At 66.0% G+C, this 26737-nt stretch carries 27 protein-coding genes; 14 read left to right on the top strand and 13 right to left on the bottom strand.

Annotated features, from left to right (window positions below):
• Window positions 1-165: 165 nt before the first annotated feature.
• The 3 genes from KF715_15515 (at window position 166) to KF715_15505 (ending at window position 3705) form a co-directional block, all read left to right on the top strand.
• Window positions 166-597 carry a hypothetical protein gene (locus KF715_15515; GenBank protein ID MBX3738102.1) on the top strand — a complete coding sequence of 144 codons (432 nt, stop codon included), beginning with the start codon at window positions 166-168 and terminating at the stop codon, window positions 595-597.
• 79 nt (window positions 598-676) lie between these two features.
• On the top strand, window positions 677-3235 hold the full coding sequence (locus KF715_15510; GenBank protein MBX3738101.1) for an insulinase family protein: 2559 nt from the start codon (window positions 677-679) through the stop codon (window positions 3233-3235).
• A 71-nt stretch (window positions 3236-3306) separates the two neighbouring features.
• On the top strand, window positions 3307-3705 hold the full coding sequence (locus tag KF715_15505; GenBank protein ID MBX3738100.1) for a hypothetical protein: 399 nt from the start codon (window positions 3307-3309) through the stop codon (window positions 3703-3705).
• Window positions 3706-3958: 253 nt separating this feature from the next.
• Here the strand turns inward: KF715_15505 and KF715_15500 are convergent, their stop codons facing one another.
• From KF715_15500 to KF715_15470, 7 genes are all read right to left on the bottom strand, one after another.
• Window positions 3959-4798, bottom strand: coding sequence for an NAD(+)/NADH kinase (locus KF715_15500; protein ID MBX3738099.1), 840 nt, complete (start codon window positions 4796-4798; stop codon window positions 3959-3961).
• A gap of 74 nt (window positions 4799-4872) precedes the next feature.
• Window positions 4873-5631 (bottom strand): TlyA family RNA methyltransferase, encoded by a 759-nt coding sequence (locus KF715_15495; GenBank protein ID MBX3738098.1) that lies wholly within the window; start codon window positions 5629-5631, stop codon window positions 4873-4875.
• Between the two features lie 66 nt (window positions 5632-5697).
• Window positions 5698-6522 (bottom strand): Fpg/Nei family DNA glycosylase, encoded by an 825-nt coding sequence (locus tag KF715_15490; GenBank protein ID MBX3738097.1) that lies wholly within the window; start codon window positions 6520-6522, stop codon window positions 5698-5700.
• A 107-nt stretch (window positions 6523-6629) separates the two neighbouring features.
• Window positions 6630-8054 carry an amidohydrolase family protein gene (locus KF715_15485; protein MBX3738096.1) on the bottom strand — a complete coding sequence of 475 codons (1425 nt, stop codon included), beginning with the start codon at window positions 8052-8054 and terminating at the stop codon, window positions 6630-6632.
• A gap of 85 nt (window positions 8055-8139) precedes the next feature.
• Window positions 8140-8670: an HAD-IIIA family hydrolase gene (locus KF715_15480; protein MBX3738095.1), complete on the bottom strand. Its 531-nt coding sequence runs from the start codon at window positions 8668-8670 to the stop codon at window positions 8140-8142.
• 6 nt (window positions 8671-8676) lie between these two features.
• Window positions 8677-9645 carry a D-glycero-beta-D-manno-heptose-7-phosphate kinase gene (gene rfaE1 / locus KF715_15475; protein ID MBX3738094.1) on the bottom strand — a complete coding sequence of 323 codons (969 nt, stop codon included), beginning with the start codon at window positions 9643-9645 and terminating at the stop codon, window positions 8677-8679.
• A 15-nt stretch (window positions 9646-9660) separates the two neighbouring features.
• Window positions 9661-10836: an aminopeptidase P family protein gene (locus KF715_15470; GenBank protein MBX3738093.1), complete on the bottom strand. Its 1176-nt coding sequence runs from the start codon at window positions 10834-10836 to the stop codon at window positions 9661-9663.
• A gap of 21 nt (window positions 10837-10857) precedes the next feature.
• Between KF715_15470 and KF715_15465 the strand changes: the two genes are divergently transcribed.
• Entirely contained in the window at window positions 10858-11376 is a 519-nt protein-coding gene (locus KF715_15465; protein MBX3738092.1) for a DUF192 domain-containing protein, read from the top strand.
• Window positions 11377-11428: 52 nt separating this feature from the next.
• On the opposite strand, the gene KF715_15460 is transcribed toward KF715_15465, so the two are convergent.
• Window positions 11429-11923: a hypothetical protein gene (locus KF715_15460; protein ID MBX3738091.1), complete on the bottom strand. Its 495-nt coding sequence runs from the start codon at window positions 11921-11923 to the stop codon at window positions 11429-11431.
• 279 nt (window positions 11924-12202) lie between these two features.
• Between KF715_15460 and KF715_15455 the strand changes: the two genes are divergently transcribed.
• The 4 genes from KF715_15455 (at window position 12203) to KF715_15440 (ending at window position 15218) form a co-directional block, all read left to right on the top strand.
• Window positions 12203-13339 (top strand): histidine kinase, encoded by a 1137-nt coding sequence (locus KF715_15455; protein MBX3738090.1) that lies wholly within the window; start codon window positions 12203-12205, stop codon window positions 13337-13339.
• The gene (locus KF715_15450) at window positions 13336-14148 is read left to right on the top strand and encodes a response regulator transcription factor (GenBank protein MBX3738089.1); all 813 of its coding nucleotides are present in this window, start codon (window positions 13336-13338) and stop codon (window positions 14146-14148) included. The genes KF715_15455 and KF715_15450 overlap by 4 nt, the downstream gene beginning before the upstream one ends.
• Before the next feature lie 84 nt (window positions 14149-14232).
• Window positions 14233-14733 (top strand): hypothetical protein, encoded by a 501-nt coding sequence (locus tag KF715_15445; protein MBX3738088.1) that lies wholly within the window; start codon window positions 14233-14235, stop codon window positions 14731-14733.
• On the top strand, window positions 14730-15218 hold the full coding sequence (locus KF715_15440) for an isoprenylcysteine carboxylmethyltransferase family protein (protein ID MBX3738087.1): 489 nt from the start codon (window positions 14730-14732) through the stop codon (window positions 15216-15218). The genes KF715_15445 and KF715_15440 overlap by 4 nt, the downstream gene beginning before the upstream one ends.
• Window positions 15219-15345: 127 nt before the next feature.
• On the opposite strand, the gene KF715_15435 is transcribed toward KF715_15440, so the two are convergent.
• Entirely contained in the window at window positions 15346-18117 is a 2772-nt protein-coding gene (locus KF715_15435; GenBank protein ID MBX3738086.1) for a TonB-dependent receptor, read from the bottom strand.
• 117 nt (window positions 18118-18234) lie between these two features.
• Here KF715_15435 and KF715_15430 point away from each other — a divergent pair, with 117 nt between their 5' ends.
• The gene (locus KF715_15430) at window positions 18235-18843 is read left to right on the top strand and encodes an NUDIX domain-containing protein (GenBank protein ID MBX3738085.1); all 609 of its coding nucleotides are present in this window, start codon (window positions 18235-18237) and stop codon (window positions 18841-18843) included.
• Window positions 18844-18913: 70 nt separating this feature from the next.
• Here KF715_15430 and KF715_15425 read toward each other — a convergent pair whose 3' ends face one another.
• Window positions 18914-19150 carry a hypothetical protein gene (locus KF715_15425; GenBank protein MBX3738084.1) on the bottom strand — a complete coding sequence of 79 codons (237 nt, stop codon included), beginning with the start codon at window positions 19148-19150 and terminating at the stop codon, window positions 18914-18916.
• A 91-nt stretch (window positions 19151-19241) separates the two neighbouring features.
• On the opposite strand from KF715_15425, the gene KF715_15420 reads away from it, so the two are divergent.
• Window positions 19242-20045 carry a hypothetical protein gene (locus KF715_15420; GenBank protein MBX3738083.1) on the top strand — a complete coding sequence of 268 codons (804 nt, stop codon included), beginning with the start codon at window positions 19242-19244 and terminating at the stop codon, window positions 20043-20045.
• On the opposite strand, the gene KF715_15415 is transcribed toward KF715_15420, so the two are convergent.
• Window positions 20039-20386: a hypothetical protein gene (locus KF715_15415; protein MBX3738082.1), complete on the bottom strand. Its 348-nt coding sequence runs from the start codon at window positions 20384-20386 to the stop codon at window positions 20039-20041. The two genes, KF715_15420 and KF715_15415, sit on opposite strands and share 7 nt — an antisense overlap.
• A 69-nt stretch (window positions 20387-20455) precedes the next feature.
• Entirely contained in the window at window positions 20456-20668 is a 213-nt protein-coding gene (locus KF715_15410; protein MBX3738081.1) for a hypothetical protein, read from the bottom strand.
• A gap of 261 nt (window positions 20669-20929) precedes the next feature.
• Here KF715_15410 and KF715_15405 point away from each other — a divergent pair, with 261 nt between their 5' ends.
• The 4 genes from KF715_15405 (at window position 20930) to yihA (ending at window position 25471) form a co-directional block, all read left to right on the top strand.
• Window positions 20930-21472, top strand: coding sequence for a YkgJ family cysteine cluster protein (locus KF715_15405; GenBank protein ID MBX3738080.1), 543 nt, complete (start codon window positions 20930-20932; stop codon window positions 21470-21472).
• 168 nt (window positions 21473-21640) lie between these two features.
• Window positions 21641-22966 carry a hypothetical protein gene (locus tag KF715_15400; protein MBX3738079.1) on the top strand — a complete coding sequence of 442 codons (1326 nt, stop codon included), beginning with the start codon at window positions 21641-21643 and terminating at the stop codon, window positions 22964-22966.
• 167 nt (window positions 22967-23133) lie between these two features.
• Window positions 23134-24699, top strand: coding sequence for a hypothetical protein (locus KF715_15395; protein MBX3738078.1), 1566 nt, complete (start codon window positions 23134-23136; stop codon window positions 24697-24699).
• A gap of 181 nt (window positions 24700-24880) precedes the next feature.
• Window positions 24881-25471 (top strand): ribosome biogenesis GTP-binding protein YihA/YsxC, encoded by a 591-nt coding sequence (gene yihA, locus KF715_15390; protein ID MBX3738077.1) that lies wholly within the window; start codon window positions 24881-24883, stop codon window positions 25469-25471.
• Window positions 25472-25509: 38 nt separating this feature from the next.
• On the opposite strand, the gene KF715_15385 is transcribed toward yihA, so the two are convergent.
• Window positions 25510-26700 (bottom strand): hypothetical protein, encoded by a 1191-nt coding sequence (locus KF715_15385; GenBank protein MBX3738076.1) that lies wholly within the window; start codon window positions 26698-26700, stop codon window positions 25510-25512.
• Window positions 26701-26737 lie beyond the last annotated feature (37 nt).

Raw genomic sequence — 26737 nt, 5'->3', positions numbered from 1 at the left:
AGCGATTTTTTTGTGGGAATATTCCGGACCGTGCCGTCTTGTCCGGTTGGGTCGGACGATTTGCGATGACCTGCGCCCCTATTGCGCCAAGTCGCTCCCCCCGCCGGGCCCGCAACGCGGGTTGCGAACGGCTGGGGGCTGTGCTAGCGGTTCCGCCTCTTAGTGATGCAAGACTTGGAATTCACCGAAGTTGTCGGACTCATCTGCAAGGAAGACGCGCGGTTCGACCGCAAGGCCTACACGTTCGTCCGGCAGGCGCTCGACCACACCGTCAAGGACTTGAAGAAGCGCGCGCCCGAGCGCGCCGGCCGCTCCCAGCATGTGACCGGCCCGGAATTGCTCGGCGGGGTGCGCGACTACGCCCTCGATCAATTCGGCCCGCTGGCCAAGACCGTCCTCAACGCCTGGGGCATCACTCGCTGCCGCGACTTCGGCGACATCGTTTTCAATCTCATCGAATATAACGTCTTCTCGAAGACCGAAAACGATCGCCGCGAGGACTTCGCGGACATCTACGACTTCGACGAAGCCTTCGTGAAACCCTTCGCGCCCGCGAAGTCCCGCAAGCGCCGCGCCTCCTTCGGCGCGACGAACTGATCGTCTCGACCGCGCCAGTCTCCTGGCACCCCGGCGGCGTTCCCGCGGGGCCGAGACGAACTTCGCCCACCTTTTCTTCATGCCGAAAAAACCTTCCTCCCGCTCCCGCGACCTCGCCTTGCTCGAATCCCTTTGGCGCGCCCCGGTGGAGCGCACCACGCTCGCCAACGGCCTCACCGTCCTCCTGAAGCGCGACACCGCCGCGCCCGTCGCCTCGGTGCAAGTGTGGGTGAAGACCGGCAGCATCCACGAAGGCGCGCACCTCGGTGCCGGCCTCTCGCACTACCTCGAGCACATGCTCTTCAAGGGCACGCCGCGCCGCGCGGGCCGCGAGATCTCCGCCACCGTCCAGGCGCACGGCGGCTACATCAACGCCTACACCACCTTCGATCGCACCGTTTACTACATCGACATTCCCGCCGAGCACACCGCCGTCGCCATCGACATCCTCGCCGACGCCACGCTCCACTCCACGCTGCCCGCCGACGAGGTGGAGAAGGAGAAAAACGTCATCCTGCGCGAGATCGACATGTGCCTCGACGATCCCGACCAGCGCCTCGGCCAGGCGCTCTTCGAGACCGCCTACCGCACGCATCCGTATCGCCAGCCGATCATCGGCCATCGCGACGTCTTCGCCGCCAACACGCGCGACGATCTCGCCGCCTACTACCGCGAGCGCTACGCGCCGAACAACCTCGTCGTCGTCATTGTCGGCAACTTCGACCCCGCCGCCACCCGCGCGGCCGTCGCACAACACTTCGGCGGCACGCCGCGCCGCCGCCTCGCGCCCGTGCTCGTCCCGGACGAGACGCCGCAACTCTCGCGCCGCGACCAACACCTCTTCGAAGACGTCGAAATCTCCCGCGCCGGCCTCGGTTGGCAAATCCCCGGCCTCGCCCACGAAGACATGGCCGCGCTCGACATGCTCGCGATGGTCCTCGGCCACGGCGACGCGTCGATCCTCTGGCAGGCCGTCCGCGAGAAAGCGCGTCTGGTCCACACCATCGACGTGATGACGTGGAGCCCCGGCACCAGCGGCCTGTTCTACGTCTCCTTCATGGCCGACGCCGACAAACGTGCCGCCGCCGAAGCCGCCGTGCTCCGCGAAGTCGCCCGCGTCGCCGCGCGCGGCATCAGCCCGCGCGCGCTCGCCAAGGCCGTCCGCCAAGCCGTCACCGCCGAGGTCAACATGCACAAGACGATGTCCGGCCAGGCGTCGCGCCTCGGCGCCGCCGAAGTCGTCGTCGGCGACGTCAACTACACGCGCCGCTACTTCGAGCGCCTCACCGCGCTCCGCCCCGCGGACTTGGTTCGCGTGCTGAGAAAATATCTCGTTCCGGAAAAACTCACCGTCGTCTCGAGCAACCCGAAGTCCGCGGCCACCGCCGCGTCGGCCGCACCCTCGGTCGCGAGCGCCGCCGCCGAGTTCGAGGAGCTCACGCTGCCGAACGGCGCGCGCCTGCTGCTCCAGCCGAACCGCAACCTGCCGAATCTCCACCTGCGCCTCGCCTTCGCCGGCGGCCCGTTGTTCGAGCCCGCCGACCGTCGCGGCCTGTGCGCGTTGATGTCCGGCCTGTTGGCCAAGGACACCCGCAAGCGCACCGCCGAACAGGTCGCACTCGCCATCGAGGAAGTGGGCGGCACGTTCGCCGATTTCTCCGGCAACAACAGCTTCGGCCTCTACGCCGACGTGCTGCCCGGCGACGCCGCGCTCGCCCTCGAGTTGCTCGCCGACGCCACGCTGCGGCCGGCGTTCAAGGCCGACCGACTCGAGATCGAGCGCGAGTCGGCCCTCGCCAGCCTGCGCGAATCGATGGACGACCCGGTTTCGGTTGGTCGCAAAAAACTCCGCGAGAAATTCTTCGGCGCGCATCCTTTCGCGATCGAGAGCATCGGCGACGAAGCCGGTCTCCGCGCCATCGCGCCCGCGGATCTCAAGGCGCTCCACGCCCGCCTCGTCGTCGCGTCGAACGCCGTGTTGGCCGTCGCCGGCGACTTCGACGCAAAGAAGCTCGTGCCGCAACTGAAGGCGTTTCTCGCCCGCCTGCCGCGCGGCACGCTCGCGCGTCCGCAGCCGAAGCTCGCGCCGGTGGCCGGCGAGTTCGTCGAGACGCAACCGCGCCAGCAGGCGATCGTCTTCCAGGCGTTTCCCGGGCCGGGTTTGCTCGCATCGGACTACTACGTCGCCGAAGTCGCGGAGGAGCTGTTCAGCGGCATGTCGTCGAATCTCTTCGAGCGCGTGCGCGAACAGAAGAGCCTCGCGTATTTCGTGCGCTCCAGCCGCGTCACCGGGCAGCGCGTCGGCATGTTCTACTTCTTCGCCGGCACGAGTCCGGAGCGGCACGGCGAGGTGTTGGATGAGTTCGCGCTCGAGATCGCGCGCGTGCAGGAAGGCCGTGTCGGCGCCGACGAATTGCGCCGCTGCCAGACGCGCCTCAAGGCCGGCAAGCGCATGAGCCAGCAGACCAACTCGTCCCGCGCAATGCAGGCAGCGCTCAATGCCGTCAACGAGCTGCCGGTCAACGACAGCGCGCTCTACGACGCGCAGATCGACGCGGTCACCATCGAGCGCCTTCGCGACTTCGCCCGGAAATACTTCACCGCCGAGACGCGCACGCAGTTGGTCGTCAAGCCGTGAAACTCCCGCAGGAAGGGGAGCGCTGCCGGCTTGCCGCGCGCACAGCGAACCGGCACGCTCGCCGCACCCTTATGAAAACGACATTGCCCCGAATCCTCGCGGTCGCGTCCGCCACCTGCGCGCTGATCGCCGTTGCCCCCGCCCAGGACGCCAAGCCCGAGCACAAGGAAAAAGGCCCAAGCAAGGCCGCCCTCGAGAAATACGACGCCAACAAGGACGGCAAACTCGACGAGGCCGAGACCGCGAAGATGAACGCGGATCGCGACGCCAAGCGCGAAGCCGAGAAGAAGGCGCGCCTGGAAAAATACGACACGAACCACGACGGCAAGATCGACAAGACCGAGGCCGAGGCCGAGAAGGCGGACAAGGAAAAGGCGAAGGCCGAGCGCGAAAAGGCCAAGGCCGAGAAGCAGGCCGCCAAGGAAGCCAAAAAGGCCGGCCACGAGGCGAAGCCGCAGAACCAGAATTGAGCGCGGAAGACTCGCGCCGCCGAATTTCAGCCCCGGCACCGTGCCGGGGCTTTTTTATTCCCTGAGGGGTTGCCACCCCGGAGCTTGCTCCGGCTTGGACCGGCGATGTGGGAGCGTGCTTGCACGCGACTCTGCCCGGAGCGGGTGAAGTCGCGAGCAAGCTCGCTCCCCCAAAGCTGCGGCACCGCTGAGACTGTGCGATCGACGCTTGTCCCGAATCTACGCCGACGGTCTTGGGGCTGCGCCCGTGGCCTTACTTCTTGTCCGCCAGCCCGCCGCTCCACTTGAGCTTCGTGCGCATGACCGAGAAGTGCGAGTAGGCGCGCGGCTGCACGAGCGCGATGCGGCGCGGGGCGAGGGAGATCTCGATCGAGCCGCCCGTTACGAGCGAGTTGCGCTGGCCGTCCATCGCCACCAGCAGGCGCGCATCCTCGGTGCGGTTGACGATGCGGAGCTTCACGCGGTCGCGGAAAATGATCGTGCGATTGCTCAGCGTGTGCGGGCAGATCGGCGTCATCGCGATCGTCTGCGCCGCCGGGTGCATGATCGGACCGCCGGCTGCCAGATTGTAGGCGGTGGAGCCGGTCGGCGTGGAGAAGATGATGCCGTCGCAGTAGTAGTCGGTGACGAGCTCGTCGTCGGCGAAGACCTCGAGCCGCACGAGGCGGGAGTTCACCTCGTTCTTGATCAACACGTCGTTCAGCGCGATGTCGTGGTGTCCCGGGCCGGCGCGGCAATCGAGCAACGTGCGGCGCGCGATGCGGTAGTCGCCCTTGAGCAGTGCCGGGAAATGCGTGCGCGCTTCCTCGGCCGAGTAGGTCGTGAGAAAGCCGAGGCTGCCGCGGTTGACGCCGATGATCGGCACGTTCTCGCGCATCGCGGCGCGCACCACGCCGAGCAGCGTGCCGTCGCCGCCGATCACGCACACGGCGTCGCAACCTTTGAAGTAGCCGCGCGGAAGCTTGCGGCCTTGGTTGAGCTCGGTGCGCTTCGCCGCGGCTTTACCGGCGATCGCCATCAACTCCGCGCCGAGCTCGGCGGCACCGGGACGATCCGGGTTCACGACGAAGGCGATGCGGCGGAGTTGCTCCATGACGCGGGGAAGGTAGTGGGGACGGGGCGGGGTTGGAAACAGGAATCTCTGCGCGCTTCCGGCTGTAAGCGCGTTTAATCGGATTTTCGGAGCCCCAGTAGAAACTCGCGGTTGCCGTCCGCACCGTGGATCGGGCATTCGCGTTCGCCCTGGACGCTCGCGCCCGGCAGCTCGCGCAGCGCGAACTCGCGGACTTCGCTCATCACGCGCGCACGCACGGCGTCGTCGCGGATCACGCCTTGGCCGCGGTCGACCTCGGCCTTGCCGGCCTCGAATTGCGGTTTCACGAGCGCGATCAGCGTGCCGCCCGGGCGCAGGAACGGCCACACGGCGGGCAGCACGCTCTTCAGGGAAATGAACGACAGGTCCATCACGACGGCGTCGTAGCTCGCCCGCGGCAACGCGCCGGACGCGAGGTGGCGCGCATTGGTTTTCTCTAGTGACGTCACACGCGAATCGCGGCGGATTTTGTCGTGCAACTGTCCGGTGCCGACATCGACGCACGTCGCCGAGGCGGCGCCGGCTTGGAGCGCGCAATCCGTGAAGCCGCCGGTGGACGCGCCGACATCGAGCACGTGTGCGCCGTGGAGATCGAGGGGGAACTGCTCGAGGTAGGCGGCGAGCTTCTCGCCACCGCGGCTGACGAAGCGCGGCGGCTGATCGATCGTGATTTCGAAATCGGCGGGGAATTCCTTCCCGGGTTTGTCGAGCCGCTCGGTGCCGTGACGCACGCGGCCGGACATGATCAAAGCCTTCGCCTGCGAACGCGAGGCGCAGAGCCCGCGTGTCACGAGCAGTTCGTCGAGGCGTTGTTTGCCGGAGGCCATGCGCAGAGCGAAAGAGGCCACGCGTGCGAAGTCAAAGGTGGTCGCCGACGGGGACGCCCCCGCGCACCTCGATCAACTGGCCGGCTGGCAACGCGGACACCAGCAACTCGTGCGTCCGCCCACGGTGGCGTGGCGCAGCGGTGTCTCGCAGCGCGGGCAATGCCCGCCTTTGGCCCAGCGGTGATTGAACAGCCACGACGCCGGCATGAGTTCGTTCAGCTCCGACGGCATCCGCCCGCCGACGCCGGCGTTGTAGCGCAGCGCGCCGCGACAGACGAAACGACACTCGCGTTGCAGCGTGCGGACCTCCGCCGGCGTGAGCGTGCCGGCGAGACGCGAGGGGGCGAGGTGGGCGCGCCAGAGGATTTCGTCCGCCATCCAGTTGCCGATGCCGGGAAAGCGTTCCTGCATCAGCAGCACCGCCTTGATCGGCGCACGACGGCGACGGGCAAGGAAGTCGCCGACCGCGGCGATGGTGAAGGCGGGCGAGAGAATCGCCGGCGCGATGCGCGTCCACCAGTCGGGTGCGGTTTTGCCGTGGTGGAAGAGCGCCGCGCCGAACATGCGTGGGTCGGCGAAGACTAGCTGACGCTCGCGCTGCACAAGCACGAGGTGGTCGTGCTTGCGCGGCGCGTAGTCCGGCGGCTCGACGCGCAGTTCGCCGCTCATGCCGAGGTGCACGCCGAGCCAGTTGCCGCCGCGAAAGTGAAACAGCATCTGCTTTGCCGCGGTTTGGGAATCGACGAGCGTCGCGCCGGTGAGGGTGCGGACGATTTTCGCCGGGTCGGTGCCGCGAAAGATCTTCGCCCGCTCGTGCACGAGCACGCGGGTGACTTTCGCACCATGGCCGACGGACCAGCGGCGGCGGTAGAATTCAACTTCGGCGAGCTCCGGCATGCCGCGCACTCAACACGCGTTCGCGTTGCGCGCAAGCCGCGGGAGCCGGCGGAAGGCAAAGTTACGCATTAAGAACTTTGCCCGACGGCGACGCGAAGACCGAAGAACTATTGGATGCCGACGAGGCCTTTGACGGATTCGAGGATCTTGCGGGTGTCGTAGCCGACGCCGTCCTTGAAGACGGTCTCGGTCTTGCGCAGGTCGGAGATCGTTTTGGACGGATCGCCGTTCACGATGACGAGGTCGGCGGCCTTGCCGACTTCGATGCTGCCGACGGTCGCGTCGATTTTGAGGAGCCTGGCACCGTTGTTCGTGGCGACTTGGATCGCTTCGACGGGCGTGAGTCCGGCTTCGACGAGGAGTTCGATGGCGCGCCAGTTGCCGTAGCCGGCGATGCAGCCGCCGTAGCCGGTGGGGTCGGTGCCGACGACGAGATGGCCGCCGGCGCGGAAGAACTTCGCCTCGAGTTGAAGGTTCTTGGCGAACGAGGCGCGGAAGAGCGGGTTGTTCTGCGTTTGGATCGCGGCCCAGCGCGTCAGGTAGCTCTCGCGCAGCGGTGGGGCGAGGGTGTCGAGTTCGGCTTGGCTGGCGACGCGGCGGCCGGGCGTGAACGTCTCGAAGATGGCGAGCGTGGAGGTGAGCGCGACGTGGTGGTCGACGAGGAGTTTCACGAGTGCCTCGAATTCCGGCGACGCGGGATCGAGCTGCTCGAGCGCGTGGTAGTTGGCGAGGGCGTTGGAGGCATCGCCGGTTTTGCGGCCGGCGTTGAAGTCCGACATGGCCATGAAGCCGTGCTCGAGATTGTCGATGCCGGTCTCGACGGCTTCGCGGTAGCTGACCTTGCCGATGTGGCCGGTGACGTGCAGCCCGCGCGCGTGCGCGGCCTTGATGGCGGCGGCCATGATGTCGAGGGGCAGGTTCTGATACATCTTGAGCGACGTGAATCCCTCGTCGGCCCAGTAGTTCACCATGCGTTCGGCGGCGGCGGCGTTGGCGACGGCGTGGAGTTGCGTGATGCCGGTGCCTTCGCCGTCGAAGTAGGGCGCGGTCAGGTGGAGTTTCGGGCCGATGGCCTGGCCCGCTTCGATCTGCTTTTTCAACTGAAGATCGGTGTAGGGCTCCATGCTGCCGGTCGTGCGCGCCGAGGTGACGCCGGCGGCGAGGTAGAGGCGCGGGAAGGAGAACTCCATTTCGTTCACGTGAAACGGGCCCTTCGTGATCGAGGAGTAGAAGAGGTGTTCGTGCACCATGACGAAGCCCGGCAGCACGGTCTTGCCGGTGAGATCATTGACGGTGGCGCCTTCGGGGATCGCGACGCTGCCGTCCGCACCGAGGGCGGCGATCTTGCCATGGCGAAGGACGAGCGTCTGGTTTTCGAGTGGAGCGTGGCCGAGTCCGTCGACGACGCGCGCGTGCGTGAGCGCGACGACCGGCGCGCGGACGGTGATGTAGGGATCGACGAGGGGATTCGTCTGCGCCGAGGCGGCGGAAACGAGCGCGAGCGCGAGCAGCGTGGAGCGAAGCAGTTTCATGGAGGGCGGAGAAACAAACCGCGCGGGGTTGCACCGGCAACGCGGTCAGGTTGAGCGGACGAGGGGCGGGGACGGGCGAACGAAATCAGGTCAGCGACGCGGCGAACGCGGCGAGGTCGGCGAAGAGCGGCACGCCGGGTCGGAGGCGCGGCGCCCACGCGGCGGCGTCGTATTTGCCGGTGCAGACGGCGGCGGAGCGGATGCCGGCGGCGAGGCCAGCGTCGATGTCGCTCTCACGGTCGCCGACCATCCAGCATTGCGCGGGGTCGAGGCGGTGTTGCGCGATCGTCTCGAGGATGAAGCGCGGCGAGGGCTTGCGGTAGAGCGACGGCTGCTCGGGCGCCTCGGGGGCGATGCAGATGCCGGCGAACGCCGGCGCGGGCAACGCGAGGAGTTCCTCCATGCGCGCGTTGCAGCGGTGCGTGTCCTCGATCGTGTGGTAGCCGCGGCCGATGCCGGACTGATTCGTGAAGAGGAAAAGCAGGTAACCGAGCTCGCGCGCGCGGTGGAGCGCGACGGCGGCGCCGGGGATCAGTTCGACGCCGGCGGGATCCGCGAGGTAGTCGCGGTCGTGGATGATGGTGCCATCGCGGTCGAGGAAGAGCGCTTTGGCCATCGGAGCTTACTTCTCCTCGGCGACGTGCTGGAGGAGTTCCTCCGGCGAGACGGTGGCGGTGCCGAGCTTGGCGACGACGACGCCGGCGGCGGCGTTGGCGAATTGGGCGGCTTCCTCAAGCACGGAGCCCGCGGCGAGTGCGAGCGTGAGGGCGGCGATGGAGGTGTCGCCGGCGCCGGAGACGTCGAAGACCTCGCGCGCCATCGTCGGGATGACGCGGCCGGCCTTGCCGTTGTGCGAGAGGAGCATGCCGTCCTCGCTCAGGGTGATGACGAGGTGCTTCGGCTGGTATTGCTCGTAGATGCGGGCGCAGACCTCGGCGGCGGGGAAGGGTTGGTGCGGCTCGGGTTCGATGCCGGCGAGTTGGAGCGCTTCCTTGCGGTTCGGGGTGATGATATCGGGCGAATGGAAGCGGAGTTTGCGGCGCGGCTTGGGGTCGAGGGCGATGAGCTTGCCGTGTTCGCGGGCGAGGGCGGTGACTTTGGCGACGAGGTCGTCGGTGAGGAGACCCTTGGCGTAGTCGGAGAGGATGACGGCGTCGCATTTGCGGATCGCCTTCTCGAAGGTCGCTTCGAGTTTGCCGCTGTCGATGGCGTAGTCGTGCTGCGGCGATTCGCGGTCGAGACGGCAGAGCTGCTGGCGACGGACGAGCACGCGGGTCTTCACGATGGTGGAGCCGCTGCCGGGCGTCGGGATGGTGGCGATGCCTTTTTGGGTGAGGATGCCGCTGAGGCGTTTGCCGGCGTCGTCCTTGCCGAAGAAGCCCGCGAGGGTGGCCTTGGCGCCGAGCGAGGCGATGTTGAGCGCGACGTTGGCCGCGCCGCCGGCGCTGTAGGTGTCGCGATCGATGTCGACGACGGGCACCGGCGCCTCGGGCGAGATGCGCTGGGCGTCGCCCCAGACGTAGTGGTCGAGCATCACGTCGCCGATGACGAGGACGTGGAGTTTCGAGATCTTCTTCAGCAGGGACTTCATCGCGGGGGAAAGGGCTTAGCGAATCTCCCAGTTGTAGGGATGACGCGAGAGCATTTTTGCTCCCGTGGCGGTGACCTGGACGACGTCCTCCCAGCGGCAGCCGCCGAGGCCGGGATAATAGAGGCCGGGCTCGACGGTCACGACGGCGCCTGGCTTCAAAATCGAGGACACGGTGCTGAAGCGGCAGCCCGGGTCGTGCACGGCGAGGCCGAGGCCGTGGCCGGTGCCGTGGAAGAAGCCGACGGCGCCGTTCGCGCCGCGCTTGGTTTCGTAGCCTTCGGCGATGAAGTGATCGACGACCCCTTGGTGCACGTCGCGGCCGTCGATGCCGGCGCGGATGGCGCGGATGGCTTCGCGCTGCGCGGCGAGCACGGTGGCGACCATGCGGCGCTGCACTTCGCGCGGGCGACCTTTCAGGTAGGTGCGCGTCATGTCGCCGTAGTAGCCGCTGGCGACGTGGCGCGGGAAGATGTCGAGGATGATGAGCTCGTGCGGGCGCAGCGGGCCGTGGCCGCGCTCGTGCGGATCGCAAGCCTGGTCGCCGCCGGCGACGATGGTGTCGCGCGCTTCGCCACCGGCTTCCTTGATGGCGACGTCGATGAAGAAGCGCAGGCGCTCGGAGGTGAGCGGCTTGCCCTGATAGATGAGTGTGCGGCCCTTGATGCGCGCGGCGCGGAGGATTTTTTCGGCGGTGCTGAAGCCGACGGCGCTCAGTCGGTTGCCTTCGCGGATGGCGGCGGCTTCGCGGTCGGATTTGATTTCGCGCGCGGGGAAGAGCATGCCGTCGGCGAATTGCAGGCGCAGGCCGGCCTTCGTGAGCTTCACGTAGAGCGACGCCGGAAAGTCGTCGGCAACGCGGAAGGCGCGCTGTTTGAAGTGCTGCGCGAGGCAGAGGATCATCTCGGCGATGCCGGCGCGCGGGCCGTGTTTTTTCTTCGCGGCGTCGAGCCACTCTTCGCGCGAGAGGACGACGTCGAACGCGCTGGTCTTCTTCACGCGGCCGAACTCGAGCGCGCCCTGCACGGTGTATTTCTTCGCGCCGATGCCGAAGGCGACGAACGGATCGTGCACCTCGACCTGGCCGAAATAGAGCATGTCGGCGCTGGAGGCGGTGTCGGAGTAGAGCAGGGGAGGCGGAAGCTTGGGCACGGTGGAACGAGGGTTGAGTTTTGAGGGGCTGTGTCTAGCCATGGCGGCGAACAAAACGCAAAAATGTTTTCCCGCTTCACGTTCCTTGTCCTTTCCTGCGCGTTCACGCTCGGCGCCCTCACGGCCTGTGGCGGCAAGTCCGAAGACAAGGAGCCGCCCAAGACCGCGGACGATTATTTCCCGATCAAAATTGGCGATCAGGTCGTGAAGATGCAGATCGCGGCGCTGCCCGCCGAGCAGCAGCGCGGCCTGATGTTCCGCAAGACGATGGGGCGCGACGAGGGCATGCTGTTCGTGTTCACGAGCCCGCAGCCGATGGCGTTTTGGATGCGCAACACCACGCTGCCGCTCGACATCGGCTACATCGACGCATCCGGCGTCCTGCGCGAAGTCTACCCGATGTATCCGCTCGACGAGCGGTCGGTCTCATCGCGCGGACGCGACATGCAGTTCGCGCTCGAGATGAACCAAGGGTGGTTCAAGGACCGCGGCGTGAAACCCGGTGTGAAGCTCGACCTGAAGGCCGTGCGCGACGCGCTCAAGGCGCGCGGACTCGACCCGGCGGCGGCGGGGTTGCGCTGAGGAGGGAAGCGGTGGATCGAGCGCGCGGTGAAGGCAACGCTGCGCGGTTGGCTCACTCCTCGTCCGCGGCGGGGTCTTTTTTCCGGCGGTCGACCTTCTCGACCTTGAACTCATCCTTCGGGAGCACGTTGTCGGTCTTCACGACGGCGACGGGGAGCTTGGTTTTGATCCACAGCTCGGACTCCTTGAAATACTTCGCGCTGGCGCTTTCGAGTGCTTCGCCGACGGATTTGACCGGCAGCATGCGGCCGCGTTTCGAGGCGTTGAAATCGTAGGCGCCCTTGAAGATGCGATCGGTAGTCGAGAACGGGCTGGCGTTCTCCGGAATCTGCACGACCCAGCCGACCATGTCCTTTTCAGGCAGTTTGCCCTCGGGGTCGGAGAGCAGGATGACGAACTGCTTCTTCGGCGGCGGCGGCTTGATATCCTCGTCGGCCGCGGGCTGCGTGGCCTCGTTCATCGCTTCCACGATCTCTCGCAGGAGCTCGGGCTCGAGTTTGTGCTTCTTGAGGATCTCGGCGACTTGGCTGACTTCGATTTTGGCCATTGGGAAAACGGGAAACTCCCACGAAACACACGAAGTCCCGGGAAACTCAAATCAAACTTCGATGCAGCGCGGGCCGGCTGCGGGCCGTCCACGGGCGGACGGGCGGGAGTTTGTCACTTATTAGGTGACAAAGTCGCGGGGCGACGAAGCGATGCCGGCCGCGTTTCCGCTATGGTGGTCGCGTTTTTCCCAGTGGTCGTCGCGGGGTGTTGGGCGGGCCGGCGCGGGCCGGCGACGGTGCGTTGACTCCCGCCTTTGCCCGCTCAACCTCGCTCGCCGATGCGCGCTGCTCCGCGCTTTTTCACGCCTCCCGCGCCGCCGTTGCCGTGGCGCACGGTGTGGGGCATTTGGACCGTCGTCGGCGTGCTGCTCGTCATCCAGACCTACCTGATCGTCGGCGGCAATCCGGGCGCATCGCTGCGCGGGCATCTCTACACGAGTTTCGCGCAGATGTTGCGGGCGTGGATCTGGGCGGCGCTGACGCCTGTGGTGTTCTGGCTGCGGCGTTACCTCGCCGCGCAACATCCGCAAGTAGCCGTGCGCTTCGCGCTGCACCTGCTGGCGGCGCTGACGTTCTTCGCGGTCGGCAACCTGATCCGGCTTTGGACGCTGTATCTCGTCTTCGGCTATTTTCGACCGGAGGACAAATCGCCGTCCTTCGTCCTGGCCCAGCTCGATGCGCGCAGCCTGATCGACCTGTATCTCTACGCGCTGCTCGTGGCGGTGGGCTACATCAGCGACCTGATGGCGCAGCGGCGCGACGACGAGCGGCGCGAGGAAGGGCTGCGCGCCCAGCTCGCGCAGGCGGAACTCGCCGCGCTGCGCCAGCAGATCCAACCGCATTTCCTCTTCAACGCCCACAACGCCGTCGCGGCGCTCATCCGCGAACGCGAGAACGACAAGGCCATCGACGCGATCACGCAGCTCTCGGCGCTGCTCCGCCAACTCATGGAGCACGCCGGCAAACCCGAGATCGAGCTCTGGCGCGAGCTCGACTACGCGCAGGCCTACCTCGCCATCGAAAAGCTCCGCCTCGAGGAGCGGCTCGTGACGCATTTCCTGATCGACGACGACTGCCTCGACGCGCGCGTGCCGACATTGATTCTCCAACCCATCGTCGAAAACGCCGTGCGGCACGGCATCGCCCAGCGCCGCAACCCCGGCACGCTCACGGTGACGGCGCGGCGCGACGGCGACAGGCTCGCGATCGAAGTGGTGAACGACGCCTCGGAGTTCGCCGAGTCCACCGCGCGCGGTCGCGGCGTGGGGCTCGGCTCGACCCGCGCGCGGCTCGAGCGGATTTTCGGGCGCAGCCTCCGTTTCGCGATCGCGTTCAACCAGGACGGCGTCTCGCGCGTCCGGATCGAGTTTCCCTTCCGGGCGGCGTCCGCTGCCGCTCCGTCCCTCCACGCATGACGAAGATTCGCACCCTCATTGCCGATGACGAGAAGCCGGCACGTCGCATCCTCCGCCAACTCGTGCTCGCCGACGAGGAGCTCGAGCTCGTCGGCGAGGCGATGGACGGCCACCAAACGCTCGAGCAGATCCGCGCGCAGCAGCCGCGGTTGCTGCTGCTCGACGTGCAGATGCCGGGCAAGACCGGGCTCGATGTCCTGTCCGCGCTGCCGCCCGCGGAGCGGCCGGAAGTCGTGTTCGTCACGGCGCATGATCACCACGCGTTGAGCGCGTTCGATTATCATGCGGTCGACTATCTCGTGAAGCCGTTCACCGATGCGCGTTTTCGCCGTGCCATCGATCGGGTGAAGGGGCGCATCCACCACGGCAATTTCTCGGCGGCCGAGAACGCCTTGCGCGCGCTCTCCGCGCAAATCCAGCGCGCGACCACCTCGACCGCGGCCACGACCGAGCCCGTGGCACCGAGCTACGAAAACGCACGGCTGGCGGTGAAGGTGGACGGCGAGCTGCATTTCGTGAAGCAGCGCGATCTGCGCTGGGTCGAGAGCCAGGGCGATTACCTGAACCTGCACCTTGTCGATCGCCGGCTGTTGATCCGAATGCCGATGAAGCGAATCGAGCAGCTGCTGCACCCGGCGCAGTTCGTGCGCATCCACAAATCGACGATCATCAACACGGCGTTTCTCGAGCGCATCGTCGCGACCTCGTCCTGCACGCAGGCGGCGCGGTTGGACGACGGCACGACACTGCTGATCGGCCCGGCGTTCCGGCGAAATCTCGATCGCGTGAAGAGCCTTTCGAACGCCTGACCCGGCGGCGCGACATCGCGCGAATATCCATGCTTGTCGCTCCGGGTTTGCGACCGGCGCCGACGCTCGCGATTGCATGGGCGCATGAGCTCCCCGACCCACGTGAACCCTTTAGTGGCAGCAGTCTCGGTGATCGCGCCGGCGGGCGTCGCGTGCGCTGCGGCGGACATCAGTTACGTGATCATCCTCGTGTGGAGCAAAGGCGGTAATCCGTTCCGCATGCTCCAGGGCATCGCCTACAGCGTGCTCGGCAAGGCGACCTACGACGGCGGCGTGGCCACCGCCGCGCTCGGACTGACGCTGCACATCGGCGTGGCGCTGATGGCCGCGACCCTGTATTTCCTCCTCTACCGCACGCTGCCGTGGGTGCGCTGGCAATGGCTCGGGTCGGGCGTCCTGTTCGGCGCGCTGTTCTACACCTTCATGCAACTGGTGGTGCTGCGCCTCACGCTGATGCCGCGGACGACGTTCCCGCCGCCGCACTGGGTGCCGATCTTCATCGCGCACATCACGGTGGTCGGTCCGGTGATTGCTTTCATCACGCACCGACTCCTGGGACGGCTGGCGGCGAGCAGCCCCGCGTGAGCCGCGACGGCGAAGCGGAGCAAGGACGCGCGCTCGCCTGGCGGGCCGGGCTGGCGTTCATCGCGCAACCGACGGTGGTGGCCGGCGTGATTCCCGGAGCGATCGTCGCTCGCGGCGGCGCAGCGCTTCAGGGGCCGGCGCTCGGCTCCACCGTGATCACGGTCGGGACGGGCCTGTTGTTGTGGTGCGTGCGGGATTTCTACGCGAGCGGACGCGGCACGCTCGCGCCGTGGGATCCGCCGAAACGGCTGGTGGTCGTCGGACTTTATCGGTGGTCGCGCAACCCGATGTATCTGGCCGTGCTGACGATTCTCGCCGGTTGGTGCCTGCTCGTGTCGAGCACGACGCTGGTCGCCTACGCCGGGGCGGTGGCAATCGCCTTCCAGTGCCGCGTCATCTGGGGCGAAGAGCCATGGCTGGCGCGCACCTTTGGGGAGGACTGGACGGCCTATACGCGTTCGACCCCGCGGTGGCTTTTGCGGTGAGCAAGTTGTGCTTTCGTAGGCTTGTAGCGTCGATGTGAATTGATGCACGTGGCGGAGTGGCGATCGGGTGCATGAAAAAACCCCGTTGCTCAGGCAACGGGGTTCGGAGCTCGCAGCTTGATACGGCTTAGAACTTATAGGTCGCGGACACGAAATACGTGCGGCCAAACATGTCGTAGGTGTTGATATCGCGCCCTTGGTCTTGCTCGCTGGGGATGAACGGCGGATCGCGGTCAAAGGCGTTGTTCACGCCGACGGTAAGGCGCAGACCCTGCAGCCATCGATTGCTCCAGCTCTTGAACGAGTAGCTGGCCCGGAAGTCGTAGGATTGGTATGAACCGACTTTCGAGACCGTGACGCCACCTTGATCGTCGATACTCGGAATGAGGGTCTGCGAGGCGCCGAGGATCCAGTTTTGGTAGGTCCACTCCAACTGCGTAAACGTGCGCCAAGTGGGATAGGTGCTCGTGCCCGAGAACGATCCGGCGAAATCAAAAGGAGCGGTGGTCGGCAGGTTTTGAATCACATAGCTGTGGATGTAAGTTCCCGAGACCGAGACGTTGAAGCGCCCCTTTGTTTTCGTGTCGTAATGGTAGTCCAGACGCACATCGGCGCCGTCCTGCCACGTGCCAGCGATGTTTAGTGCCGGATTGGTGAGCCATACCGCATCGCTGGCCCCGCTCGTGATCTGGCCGGGGCCGGTGACGCGGGCACCGTCCTCGAAATGGTTCTCGCCGGCCACACTCGTGCCCAGCCGGATTTGATTTGCGTAGGGCGAAGCAGGTCCGAACTGCTCGACCGACTGGAGAATCGTCGTGGAGGGAACCGTTCCAACGAGGTCGCGCTCATCGATGTTGAACCAGTCGACGGTAAGGCTGAAGCCTTTCAGCGCGCGTGGCGACCAAACGAAGCCGGCGGTCCAGTTGCGCGATTGCGACGGAATCAGGTTGGGATTCGAGCCACCGCGCGAACGGTATTGGCGTTGGTTCGAGGGGCCGATCAAATTCCCGGATGAATCGTAGCGGTTAATGATGAGCGAGTTTGTGAAGCCGGAGTTCGATGGGCCAAACAAGCTGAAGAGCGTCGGCGCGGTAAACGACTCGCCGTATGTGCCGCGAATGACGAACTCGTCGTTGAACGGCATCCAGCGCACGGAATATTTCGGCACGAACGGGTCGGTGGTGGACGTGTAGAGTTCCTTGCGGCCGGCGAGGCCGATCTCGAGGGTCTTGAAGCCGGGCAGAGTGAAATTTCCACCGAAGACCGGAATGCGGAGTTCCGCGGAGAACCCATCGACGGATTGCTTGGCGGAGAACGGGAGGGTCGGCGTCGCCTGCAGCCACAAACCGAGGCGATCGTTGCGATCGTTCACCATGGAGGTGCGCTCGGAGCGTGTTTCCGCGCCGAGACCGAGTTGGAGGGCGCCGGCGGGCAATTGGAAGATTTCGCCAGAGGCACGAACATCAAAGCTGATGAGCTGGCTGACGAAATCCTGATAGCCGTTGCCTTCCAATTGCTCGATGACTCCGGCCGCTTGCACGCGAGCGAAGGGGTTGTAGGTGCCGTTCGCGACGGCGGCATTGTAGGCATTCGTATCGATCAGGTTCTGCTGGGCGAGGTGTTGGGTGCTGCGATTGAGGCCCACGCCAGCTTCCCACGTCCAGGTGTTGCCCAGGCTGCCCTTCAGGCCGAAGACACTCCGCAGGCCGAGCGTGTTGCTATCGCGCAGGCGGGGAAAATCGACGAAGCGGTTACGAACGCTGAGCGTGATCGCGGTGGGATTGTTCGCATTGCTGCCGACCACATTGCCGGTGACCGGTTGGGCATTCAACGAACTCATCGTGTAGCTGTTCGTGACCAGCATATCGGCAAACGCGGTGACATTGCTCGTGAGCTGGTGCTGGAGTGCGATGCTGCCGCTGCGCCGGATCGTCTTGATGGCCATCGTGGCCTTCTGGGACAAATCGAAGAAGCTCACGATCTGCGATGCATCGTAGGGGCCGGTGTAGATGCCTTGTGCGACCAAGTCGGCGAGAGACAGGTCGAGATTTTGGGGCGGGGCATTCAGGCCGGGCTTTAGGTAGTAGAATGTCGCGCCGCCATCGCCGGAGATGACGCCGGCGAAAGAGGCGGTGCGGAACTGGTTCTTACCCCACGGGCGTTCGAATTGGTAGAGGGGGTCGGAGCTGCGCCATTCGGCCGAGACGGTAACCTGAGTCTTCTCGTTCCCGATGCCGAAGGTCGTGAACGCACGCCGCGTCGCGCGGTTGCTCGCGTTGGGCGACCAAGTGTAGCCGCCGCCGGTCTCGACGCCGCGAAAGTTGGTTTTCAGGATAATGTTCACGACGCCGGAGACGGCATCGGTGCCGTAGGTCGCGGAGGCGCCGTCGTTCAGGACTTCGATGCGTTCCACGGCGGAGATCGGGATCAAACTGACGTCCACAAAGGTTCCGCCGCCCGCAGCGGCCACGGGGGAAATCGCGGCGCGACGGCCGTTGATCAGGACCAACGTCGAGCGGTTGCGCAGGGATACGGTCGAGGCGCCGTTGGTTCCGCCGGCGCGCGTGTTGCCGTTGTCTTCGCCGAGATTCGCGCGGCCGAAAAAGAAGGGGTTGATCTTCTTCATCACGTCCGTGAGGTCGTTGCCCAAGCCCGAGTTGGCGATGTCGTTGGCGGTCATAACCGTGATCGGCACGGCGGGCGTGTCGGCGGCGATGGGGATGAGCGAGCCGGTGACGACGAATTTGTCGAGTTTGACGGTGTCGTCCTTCGCGGCGTCCGCGGGAGCGGGGGCCGCTTGTGCGAGCGCGAAGCCGGGCGCGGAAAGCAGGACAGCGACGCCGAGGCAGTAAAGCCGGCGGAGCGCCGCCTGCGTGGTGCAGGTGCGGGGAGGTATCATGTGGTTGTGGTGTGGGTCGGGCGGGGCGGGATTGCCTCGCCCTCCGTCCGCGAAAACGCCGGGCGCGCGGCGACTCGCAACGCGTGCGCGGCGTCCATTGGGGTTGGCGCGCCGACCATGGCCGAAAACGGATTTTCGCCGGCGCGGCGGAGCGCGCGGTGCCGCGTGACGCGCGCGTTGACCGGGCGGCGCGGTGCCTCCACGGTGCCGGGCGTGGGACAGGACCTGAGCGAGCTTTTCGATGTGGTGGACGAGCACGATCGCGTGATCGGCCAGGCGCCGCGCGGCGAAGTGCACGCGCGCGGGCTGCGGCACCGCGCGGTGCATGTGTTCGTCACGAATCGCGCGGGCGAGGTGTTTCTCCATCAACGCTCGCTGACGAAGGACACTTTTCCCGGGCGGTGGAATTCATCGTGCGCGGGCCACGTGGGCGCGGGCGACGACTACGACGAGACGGTGCTGCGGGAACTGGAAGAGGAACTCGGCTGCGTGCCCGCGGCGGCGCCGCGGCGGTTGTTCAAGATCGAGGCGCGACCGGAAACCGGCGAGGAATTCGTCTGGGTCTACCGTGTCGAGGCCGAGGGGCCGTTCCGGCTGGAGCCCGCCGAGATCCAGCGCGGGGCATGGTTCGCGCCGGCGGAGGTCGATCGCTGGCTCGCGGCGCGGCCGGATGAGTTCGCGCGATCGTTCCTGTTCCTTTGGCCGCAGGTGCGCGGGATGCGGTGAGGCGATCGTCGCCGGCCCCGGCGACGACAACTGGCGAGCGCGGCGCAGGCTTCCAGCCTGCGCGACTTCCTCACTGCGGGCGGCAGCCCTTGAGGCGGTCGAATTCCTTCTGGCTCATCAGGCGGCGCGGGAGGCGCTTTTCGGCTTCCTTGAGCAGGCGGTCCCATTGGTCGTCGTTGCCGTCGAAATCGATCCACGGGTTGTGATGGCCGGTTTTCTTGCTGAACGTCACGTTGCCGCCGTGGAAGCGCACGGTGATGTTCCACTTTTTGCCTTCATCGTCTTTTTCCCACCAGCCGAATTCCATGCGCGGCAGTGTGGGGCGCGAGGGCGGGACGGCAAGCCGCTTGCGCGCGGAACGTGATGGACGCGCCGCCGGGGACCCGCACGATGCGCGCATGGTTCGCCTGCTTTTCCTCATTCTCGGTTTAACGGCCGCAACGCTCGCGGCACGGGCGGATCAGGTCGGCCACGAAATCGCCCGGAAGCACGCGGAGCGTGGCGGCGGGAAATACCGCGACGTGCGGACCCTTTTCATCGAGGGCAAGACGCTCATCGGCGGCGAGATTGTCGACATCCGCATGTGGGCGGAGCGGCCGAACAAACTGCGGGTCGAGAGTCAGACGGGGAAGCGCAAGGTCACGCAAATCTACGACGGCCGGCATGAGCCGGTCATCACCCACAGTGAAGTGGAGAACGGCCGGCCGTTGCGCATGAGCGCAGGCGAGCGAAAGGAATTCATCGCGAACGCCGATTTCGACGGCCCGCTCGTCGACTTCGCCGCCAAGGGCTATTCGGTCGACTACGCTGGCGATGAGGTCGTGGACGGGCGGCCGGCGAAAAAGCTCCTCGTGATGAACGCCCAGGGCGACGTTTTCTTCCTGTGGATCGACGCGAAGAGCTTCGAGATGGTGAAGCGCGGCGTGTTTCGCACGGCGAACGACAAGCGCGTGCTGATCGAGACGACGTTTTCCGATTTCCGCCCGGTGGACGGCTCGCTCCAGCCGCACCGCATCGAGACGAAGGCCGGCGCGCGCACGCTCTACCTGATGGTGCTGACGCGCATGGTGGCGAACTCGCCGTCGTCGACCGGCGAGCTGTTCAGCGTGCCGGAAAAGTGGCCGCTGCTGCCGGTCGAATTCAAGAGCGACACCTCGGCCGCCGCCCCGACGACGCCGCCGGCCGCGGCGTTGCATCACTGAGCGCGCCGGGCGCCGACGCGGTAGTCGGCGAGATAGCTGTCGAGGTCGGCCTGCGCCTGGCGGCGTTCGCGCTCGTATGCGGTCGGCTCTTGGGACGCGACCGGTGCGCTGGCAAACCACTCGCGGGAGGCGCGGCCCCGCGCCGCGTCCTCGCTGAGGCCTCGCTTCGTGAACTGGCGCACGCGCGCGGCGATGTAGTTGTCGCGCGCTGCGAGGTCGCCGAAACTGCCGGGGACATCGCGGAAGCGCGGCTTGCTCCGGGCGGATTGGGGCGAGGCGCAACCGGCGGCGAAAATCAGCAGCGCGACGGCGAGCAGGGCATACACGCGACAGGCTGGCATGCCGGCATGTTTCCCGAACGGCGCACCGGCGTCAACGCCGCGGGCGCCGCGTCCCGCCGAGCCGCGCACTCAGCGTGCGGCGGCCTCGCGGCCGGCAATCTCGGCGGCGACGCGCAACAACGCGCCGTGCGCCTGGACCGCGTGGCGCACACGGGCGCGCGCGTCGGCCGACATCTCCGGGATGTGCGGCGCGGCCGCCGGACGAAACGCGGGGAGAAAATAGCGTTCGTAGATCGCCCGCTGACGGGAAACACCGCTGACGTTGCCGATGGCTGTCACCATTTGCGGGCCACGGAAATGCCGCACCCGCCCACTCTGGCAAGCGCCATCCTGCCGCGGAGCGGTCACATTATCGTGACAGCTCGCGGAGCTGCACGGACGGCGAGCGAGCAGTCGGGATTGATCGCTTGCCCGGCGAGGAAGCGATGCCGTGGACGCAGACAGAGGCCGCGGTCGACTCGGTTGTGAGCCGGAAATTTCCGCCTCGTCGGTTTCCCCGCGCCGGGGCTTGCGCCGGGCGGCGTCGTTGCAGGATGCTGCGGCGTGACTCCGACCGAACAACTCTGTCTCGCCTGCGGGCTGTGCTGCGACGGCACGCTCTTCGATGGCGTGCAGCTCGAACCGGGCGACGACGCGGCTCGCCTGCGGGCGCGGGGTCTGCCCGTGGCGTTTTCACGCGGACGCAAACCGGTCGGTCGCTTCCCGCAGCCGTGCGCCGCGCTGTGCGCCGACCGCACCTGCCGTCTCTACCGCGAGCGTCCGGGGCAGTGCCGCAGCTTCGAGTGCAAGCTCTACAAGCAAACCCGCGCCGGCGAAGTCGAACTCGCCCCCGCGCTGCGCCTCGTCGCGAAGACCCGGCGCCTCGCCGATCGCGCGCGGCGCCTGTTGCAGCGGTTGGGCGACGCGGAGCAGCAGCGCTCGCTCGGCGAGCGCTTCCATCGCATGGACGACCGTCTGCGCGCCGATCCTTCCGACGCGGAGGCCCTCGCGCTGTTCGCCGATCTTAGCTATGTGATTCACCAGCTGAAGCTGCTCGCGCACGAACGTTTCTACACCCGCGCCGAGAAGACGAGTTTGGCGGAGTGAACGGATGCTGGTCCCCACGCAGAGAGGCCGAGGAGTTTTGCGCCGAAGGCACGCCCAATGCCGATCGCCGAAAACTTGTGCGCGGTGCAGGCCAGGGACGACACCGGGCGGACTGGCGGGAACTTGCGGCGAGATCACGGGACCAAACTGGTGCGTCCCCAGCGCTCCGTGATTCGTCCCTTCCTCCACCTCCTGTTCGCCGGTTGCCTCGCCGCGTCGGCTCTCGCCGCTCCGCCGGCCAACCCGATCGCACCGACCGCCGCCGACGACTTCGGCCGCAACGTGCAGCTCGCGCCGTTCGTCGTGCGCGGCGAAAAGATCGCCCTCTCGATCCACGCGCGCACGAACGCCGACCGGCGCTATGCGACGGATTTCGCCGAGGAGGTCGTGCGCGTCGCCTACGAGACCATGGACAACAAGTCCACCGGCGCAGGACTGGTCATCGTCGGCCGCGAGGGAGAGCCGCATCCCGTCGTGATGATGCGGAAGTTCATGGCCATGGCCGAGGCTGGCCAGCTGCAGCCTGGCATGGCCGAGCTGGCGCATTCTCTGGACGCCAAGCTCACGGGATGGAAGGCGACGCTGAATCTCGACGCTAAGAATCAGGAGGCGGACCGCGAAGGTCCTAACATCACCTTTGACATGATCATGCCGGCGCTGCCCGTGCCGCTAGAAGGCGTGGCCGCCAAGCTCTACCAACTCGCCTGGGATGAGAAGTTCGACGACGCCAAGCTCGCCGCGCGCATGCGCACGCTGACGGTCGCGGATCTCGAGAGCAGCTTGTTCGCGAAATACGATTGGGTGTTCTACCTGCCGCCGCGCAACGCGTTCGATCCCGTCATCGACCAGATCATGACCGAGGCCATGAAGCACGAGAAGATGGGTCTAGGCAAACGCATGCTCATCCGCACCGCGATGGTGGTGCTCAAGCCGGCCATCCGCAAAGCCGTCGAAGGTTTCCGCAAGGGCATGCTCTACATGTCGGTCCTCCAGGCGCGCAGCGGCTGGAGCAAGGACGACATCAAGGCGCTCACCGAAGCCTACATGCAGGTGCTGATGCCGGACTTCAAATTCAACGACGGCGAAGAGCAGACACACACGCGCGTGATGGCTGCGATCGAGAAGCAGAAGGTCAAGAATGCGGAGTATGCGAAGGACCCGTTCGTGCGCCCGGTGCGTCTGACGGAGTTCGATCCCGCCGCCTACACGCGCTTCGTCGGCGACTACGGCACGCTGGAAAAGGACAAGAAGGATAAGCAGGCGAAACCGAGCCGCGCGCTCGTGCGCGAAAACGACACCTGGCTGTGGCAAAGTCGCCGCGGCAAACCGATCGTGCTCCATCCCGCCGGCGAGCGCCTCTTCGTTTCCGAGGGCGGCCAGCTGACGGTCGAATTCAAGGTTGGCGAGGGCGGTGCGGTCACCGGCGCCGAGGAGCGCCGCGTGCGTTACCGCCAGACCTTCCCGCATCCGGCCGTCGAACCGAAGAAGAAGTGACGCCGGGACCACGCCGTCGTGCGACGGCCGCTGCGATCGTCGCGGCGAGATTTGCCGCGTGACCCGGCCGGCCAGCGGGATGGGTTTTCGCAGTCGATCGGCAGGGTAGGGTTTGACGACATCGCGACGAGGGAGTGTTTTGATTCCACGTTCGTCCTGCTTTCGCCATGTCCTGTCCCTCGCGATTGGTTGTCCGGTTTTTCTCAAGATTCACCCTGTTTGCGGCCCTGTCTTTCGTCGCCTTCGCCGCCGAGCCGGCAGCGCCGGCGGACCAAGCCGTCGACTACGAGGCCTTTGGCGCGGTCGGCGACGGCGTGGCCGACGACCTGCCGGCCATCGTCAAGGCCCACGCCTTCGCCAATGCCCACGGCCTGCCGGTGAAGACCAGGCCCGGAGCCACCTACCACCTCGGGCGCCGCGCGCTCACAGCCATCATCGCCACCGATACCGACTGGGGCACGTCGCGCTTCCTCATCGACGACACCGACGTCGAAAACCACCGCCTCTCGCTCTTTGCCGTAAAGTCCCTGCTGGAGCCGGTGAAGCTGACGATCTCCCGGCTGATGCGCGATCAGCGACAAATCGAGGTGAGGCCGCCGCGCGACTGTTGGGTCAAGGTCGAGAACAGTCACCGGCGGCGCTACATCCGCGAAGGTCTCAACCAGAACAACGGCTCGGCCCAGCGCGATTGCTTCATCCTCCGGCGCGATGGCTCCATCGAGGGCGATATCGATTGGGATTACGACGTGGTCACCGACGTTGAGGTGCGTCCGATCGACGACCATCCGCTCGTCCTCCGCGGCGGCGTCTTCACGACGACGGCCAACCGGATGAAACAGGAGAAGGGCTACAACTACTGGCTGCGCAACATCGCCATCACGCGCTCCAACACCACCGTCGTGGGCCTGACGCACCACATCGTGGGCGAGGGCGAGTTTGGCCATCCCTACAACGGCTTCCTCTCCGCCCAGGGCTGCGCCAACGTCACGTTCCGCGACTGCTTCGTCACCGGCCACAAAACCTACTCGACGATCGGCGCCGCCGGGAAACCCGTGAGCATGGGCACCTACGACCTGCTCGCCAACGAGGTCGTCAGCTTCACCATGAGCGGCGTCCGCATGGACAACATCCTCGACTTGTCGCGCTGGGGCGTGGCCGCCACGAATTTCTGCAAGAACATCCTGTTGGAGAACTGCACCCTGTCGCGCATGGACACCCATCAAGGCGTCTCCGGCACCTACACGATCCGCGGCTGCACGATCGGCTACGTCGGCATCAACGCCATCGGTCGCGGCACGCTGTTGGTGGAGGATACGACCTCGAATGGTCGCGCGTTCATCACGCTGCGCTCGGACTACGGCAGCACGTGGGAGGGCCCGGTCGTGATCCGCCGCTGCAAATGGATTCCCGGTGTCGGCGCGTCGGCCCAGCCCCATTTGCTCAACGCCAGCAATAGCGGGCGGCACGATTTCGGCTATCCCTGTTTCATGCCGAGGGAGATCACCATCGACGGCTTGATCATCGACGACAGCCAGCACCCGAAGGACTACGCAGGCCCGTGCCTCTTCAGCGACCCCGACGGCAACGAGCCGGCGTCAACCGCCCGGCCCTTTCCCTACCGACTCACCGAGCGAGTGACGATCCGTCACCTCACCACCGCCAGCGGCCGGAAGATTCGCGTCTCCCCCGATGCGGCTTTCGCCGCCCGGGTCAAGGTGGACGAACAGAACTGAGCGGCGCTCATGCCGTTGGGGTGGGCGTCGGTTTCCCTACCGACGCCAGTCGCCGATCTGGAAATCGGCGACCACCTCTCTTTAAAGGCTAGACTGAAAAGTGAACTGCAGAGCAGTCCGGTTGCCGTGGGCGGTTAAGTTCGCTATTCCGGCGCAGCGCGTCCCAATGCGGTCTGACTCCATGAAAATCAAATCGGCCACCTTTGAACTCAGCGCTCCCAACCTCGCCGCCTGTCCGCGCTTGCCGCTGCCGGAGTTCGCCTTCATCGGCCGCTCCAACGTCGGCAAATCCTCGCTCATCAACCTCCTCGCGGAGAAGCGCGACCTCGCGAAGGTGTCCGACCTGCCGGGCAAGACGCGCCTGATGAATTTCTTCACCTTCAACGGCACCTGGCGACTCGTCGATCTGCCCGGCTACGGCTATGCGCATGTCTCGAAGCAGGAGCGCGCGACGTTCAACGAGGCCGTCGCCGATTTCCTCACCGGCCGCGAATCGCTCCAGCACACCTACGTGCTCATCGACTCGCGTCTGCCGCCGCAGGGCATCGACCTCGATTTCCTCGCTTGGCTGGGCGACGAGCGCGTGCCGTTTTCGCTGATCTTCACCAAGGCCGACAAGCAGTCGAAGTCCGCGACGCACACCGCGATCGACCGTTTTCGTCAGGCGGCGCTGCGGGATTCCGCGGCGGATCCGGCGATCTTCATCACCTCGTCGAAGACGAAAGACGGCCGCAAAGAACTCCTCGCGCACATCGCGGGACAGCTGGACTGAGTGATCGGCCCGAGCGAGCCATCGTCGCCAGTCGAATATCATGATTTGATCTTATCTACCCGGTCCTGCCCATGTTTCATTAGGGCGAAGGCGTGGATCATCACGTCGGGCGGGACGGGTTTCTTGTGCCATTTGTCCATCAGAAGCTTCGCGTTGTGAAGATCCAGTGAGGCGAGAATGGCGGAGATGCATGCCAGCGCCGTCTGATTGGCGGCGAAGACACCCGTGGCGACCGCGAATCCCAACGACGTCCGGATGGCGCGATACAGGTCCGCGCGCGCCTGCGGCGCCGCCTTCTCCTGCGCGGCCAGTTTCTGACTTTGCTCCTCCACCTGCTGGGCGATGGCACTCAAGGCGGCCTGCTGTCGGGCGAGGCGCTCTGCTGGGCCGAGCGTATCTGCGATTTCCGGATTCAGCTGCTTGAGGGTCGATTCCCGCAGGTCTTGTTTGCACTCTCGCTGCGCTCGGCAGATCGACCGGTAAAACAACTCCGGACTGGCCTCGGTCAGGAAGCCGAACTCTTGGTTGATGATCATCGACGATACGTTCTCGTATTCGGGCGGTCCGCTCTGATGGGGCTCGGAGGCTCCTTTGGCATGCGCCGCGATACCGCCGGGCTCGGCCATGAAGTAGGGGTTGAGGCCGATGTTGGCCTCCGCCAATGCGTAGGCGTTCATGAGGCCGAGTTGGGCGTTGTAGGCAGTCGGGTTCGTCGTGCGGAGCTCCCGGAGATTCTCCGACAGCTCAACGAGGCGGTGCTGTAGTTCCGGCAGCCATTGGTGGGGGTGCGGCAGCACGATCAGGCCACCGCCGCGGATGGCCTCTTTCCAAGCGAGAAAATTCACTGCGTGACACACCGCTCCGAAGCGCGCCCTGTCGCCCTGGCCGAGCCACGGACGGATGGTCGCGCTCCACAGGACATTCCGCGATCCCAGTAACAGCCCCATCTTCACGTAACTGTTGAAATCCTCAACAAGGCCGGTGCCGGTCATCTGGAACCGCTCGCGCGGATACCCGATCATCGCATTGACAGCCCGGTCGGCCGCCGAGCCGCGCTCCAGGCCTTCAAGGTCGTCGCGCAGCCGGTCCAACTCTCTTTTATCCCAGCGCGAATAGGCATGGGGGTCGGGTTGCCAGTGCTCATTGATTCCGAGCCTGTCGAGACGGCTCTCGATAATCCCGATGAAATCTCCGCTGAACTCTTGCGCTTTGTCCGTGAAGAAATTCATGGGCTAAAAGCTAATGTCCTATATAGATCTGTCGAAT

It is taken from the genome of Candidatus Didemnitutus sp., assembly GCA_019634575.1.
Taxonomy (GTDB): Bacteria; Verrucomicrobiota; Verrucomicrobiia; order Opitutales; family Opitutaceae; genus Didemnitutus.
Note: the sequence above shows the minus strand (reverse complement) of the source record. Positions and strands in the feature narration are given on the sequence as shown.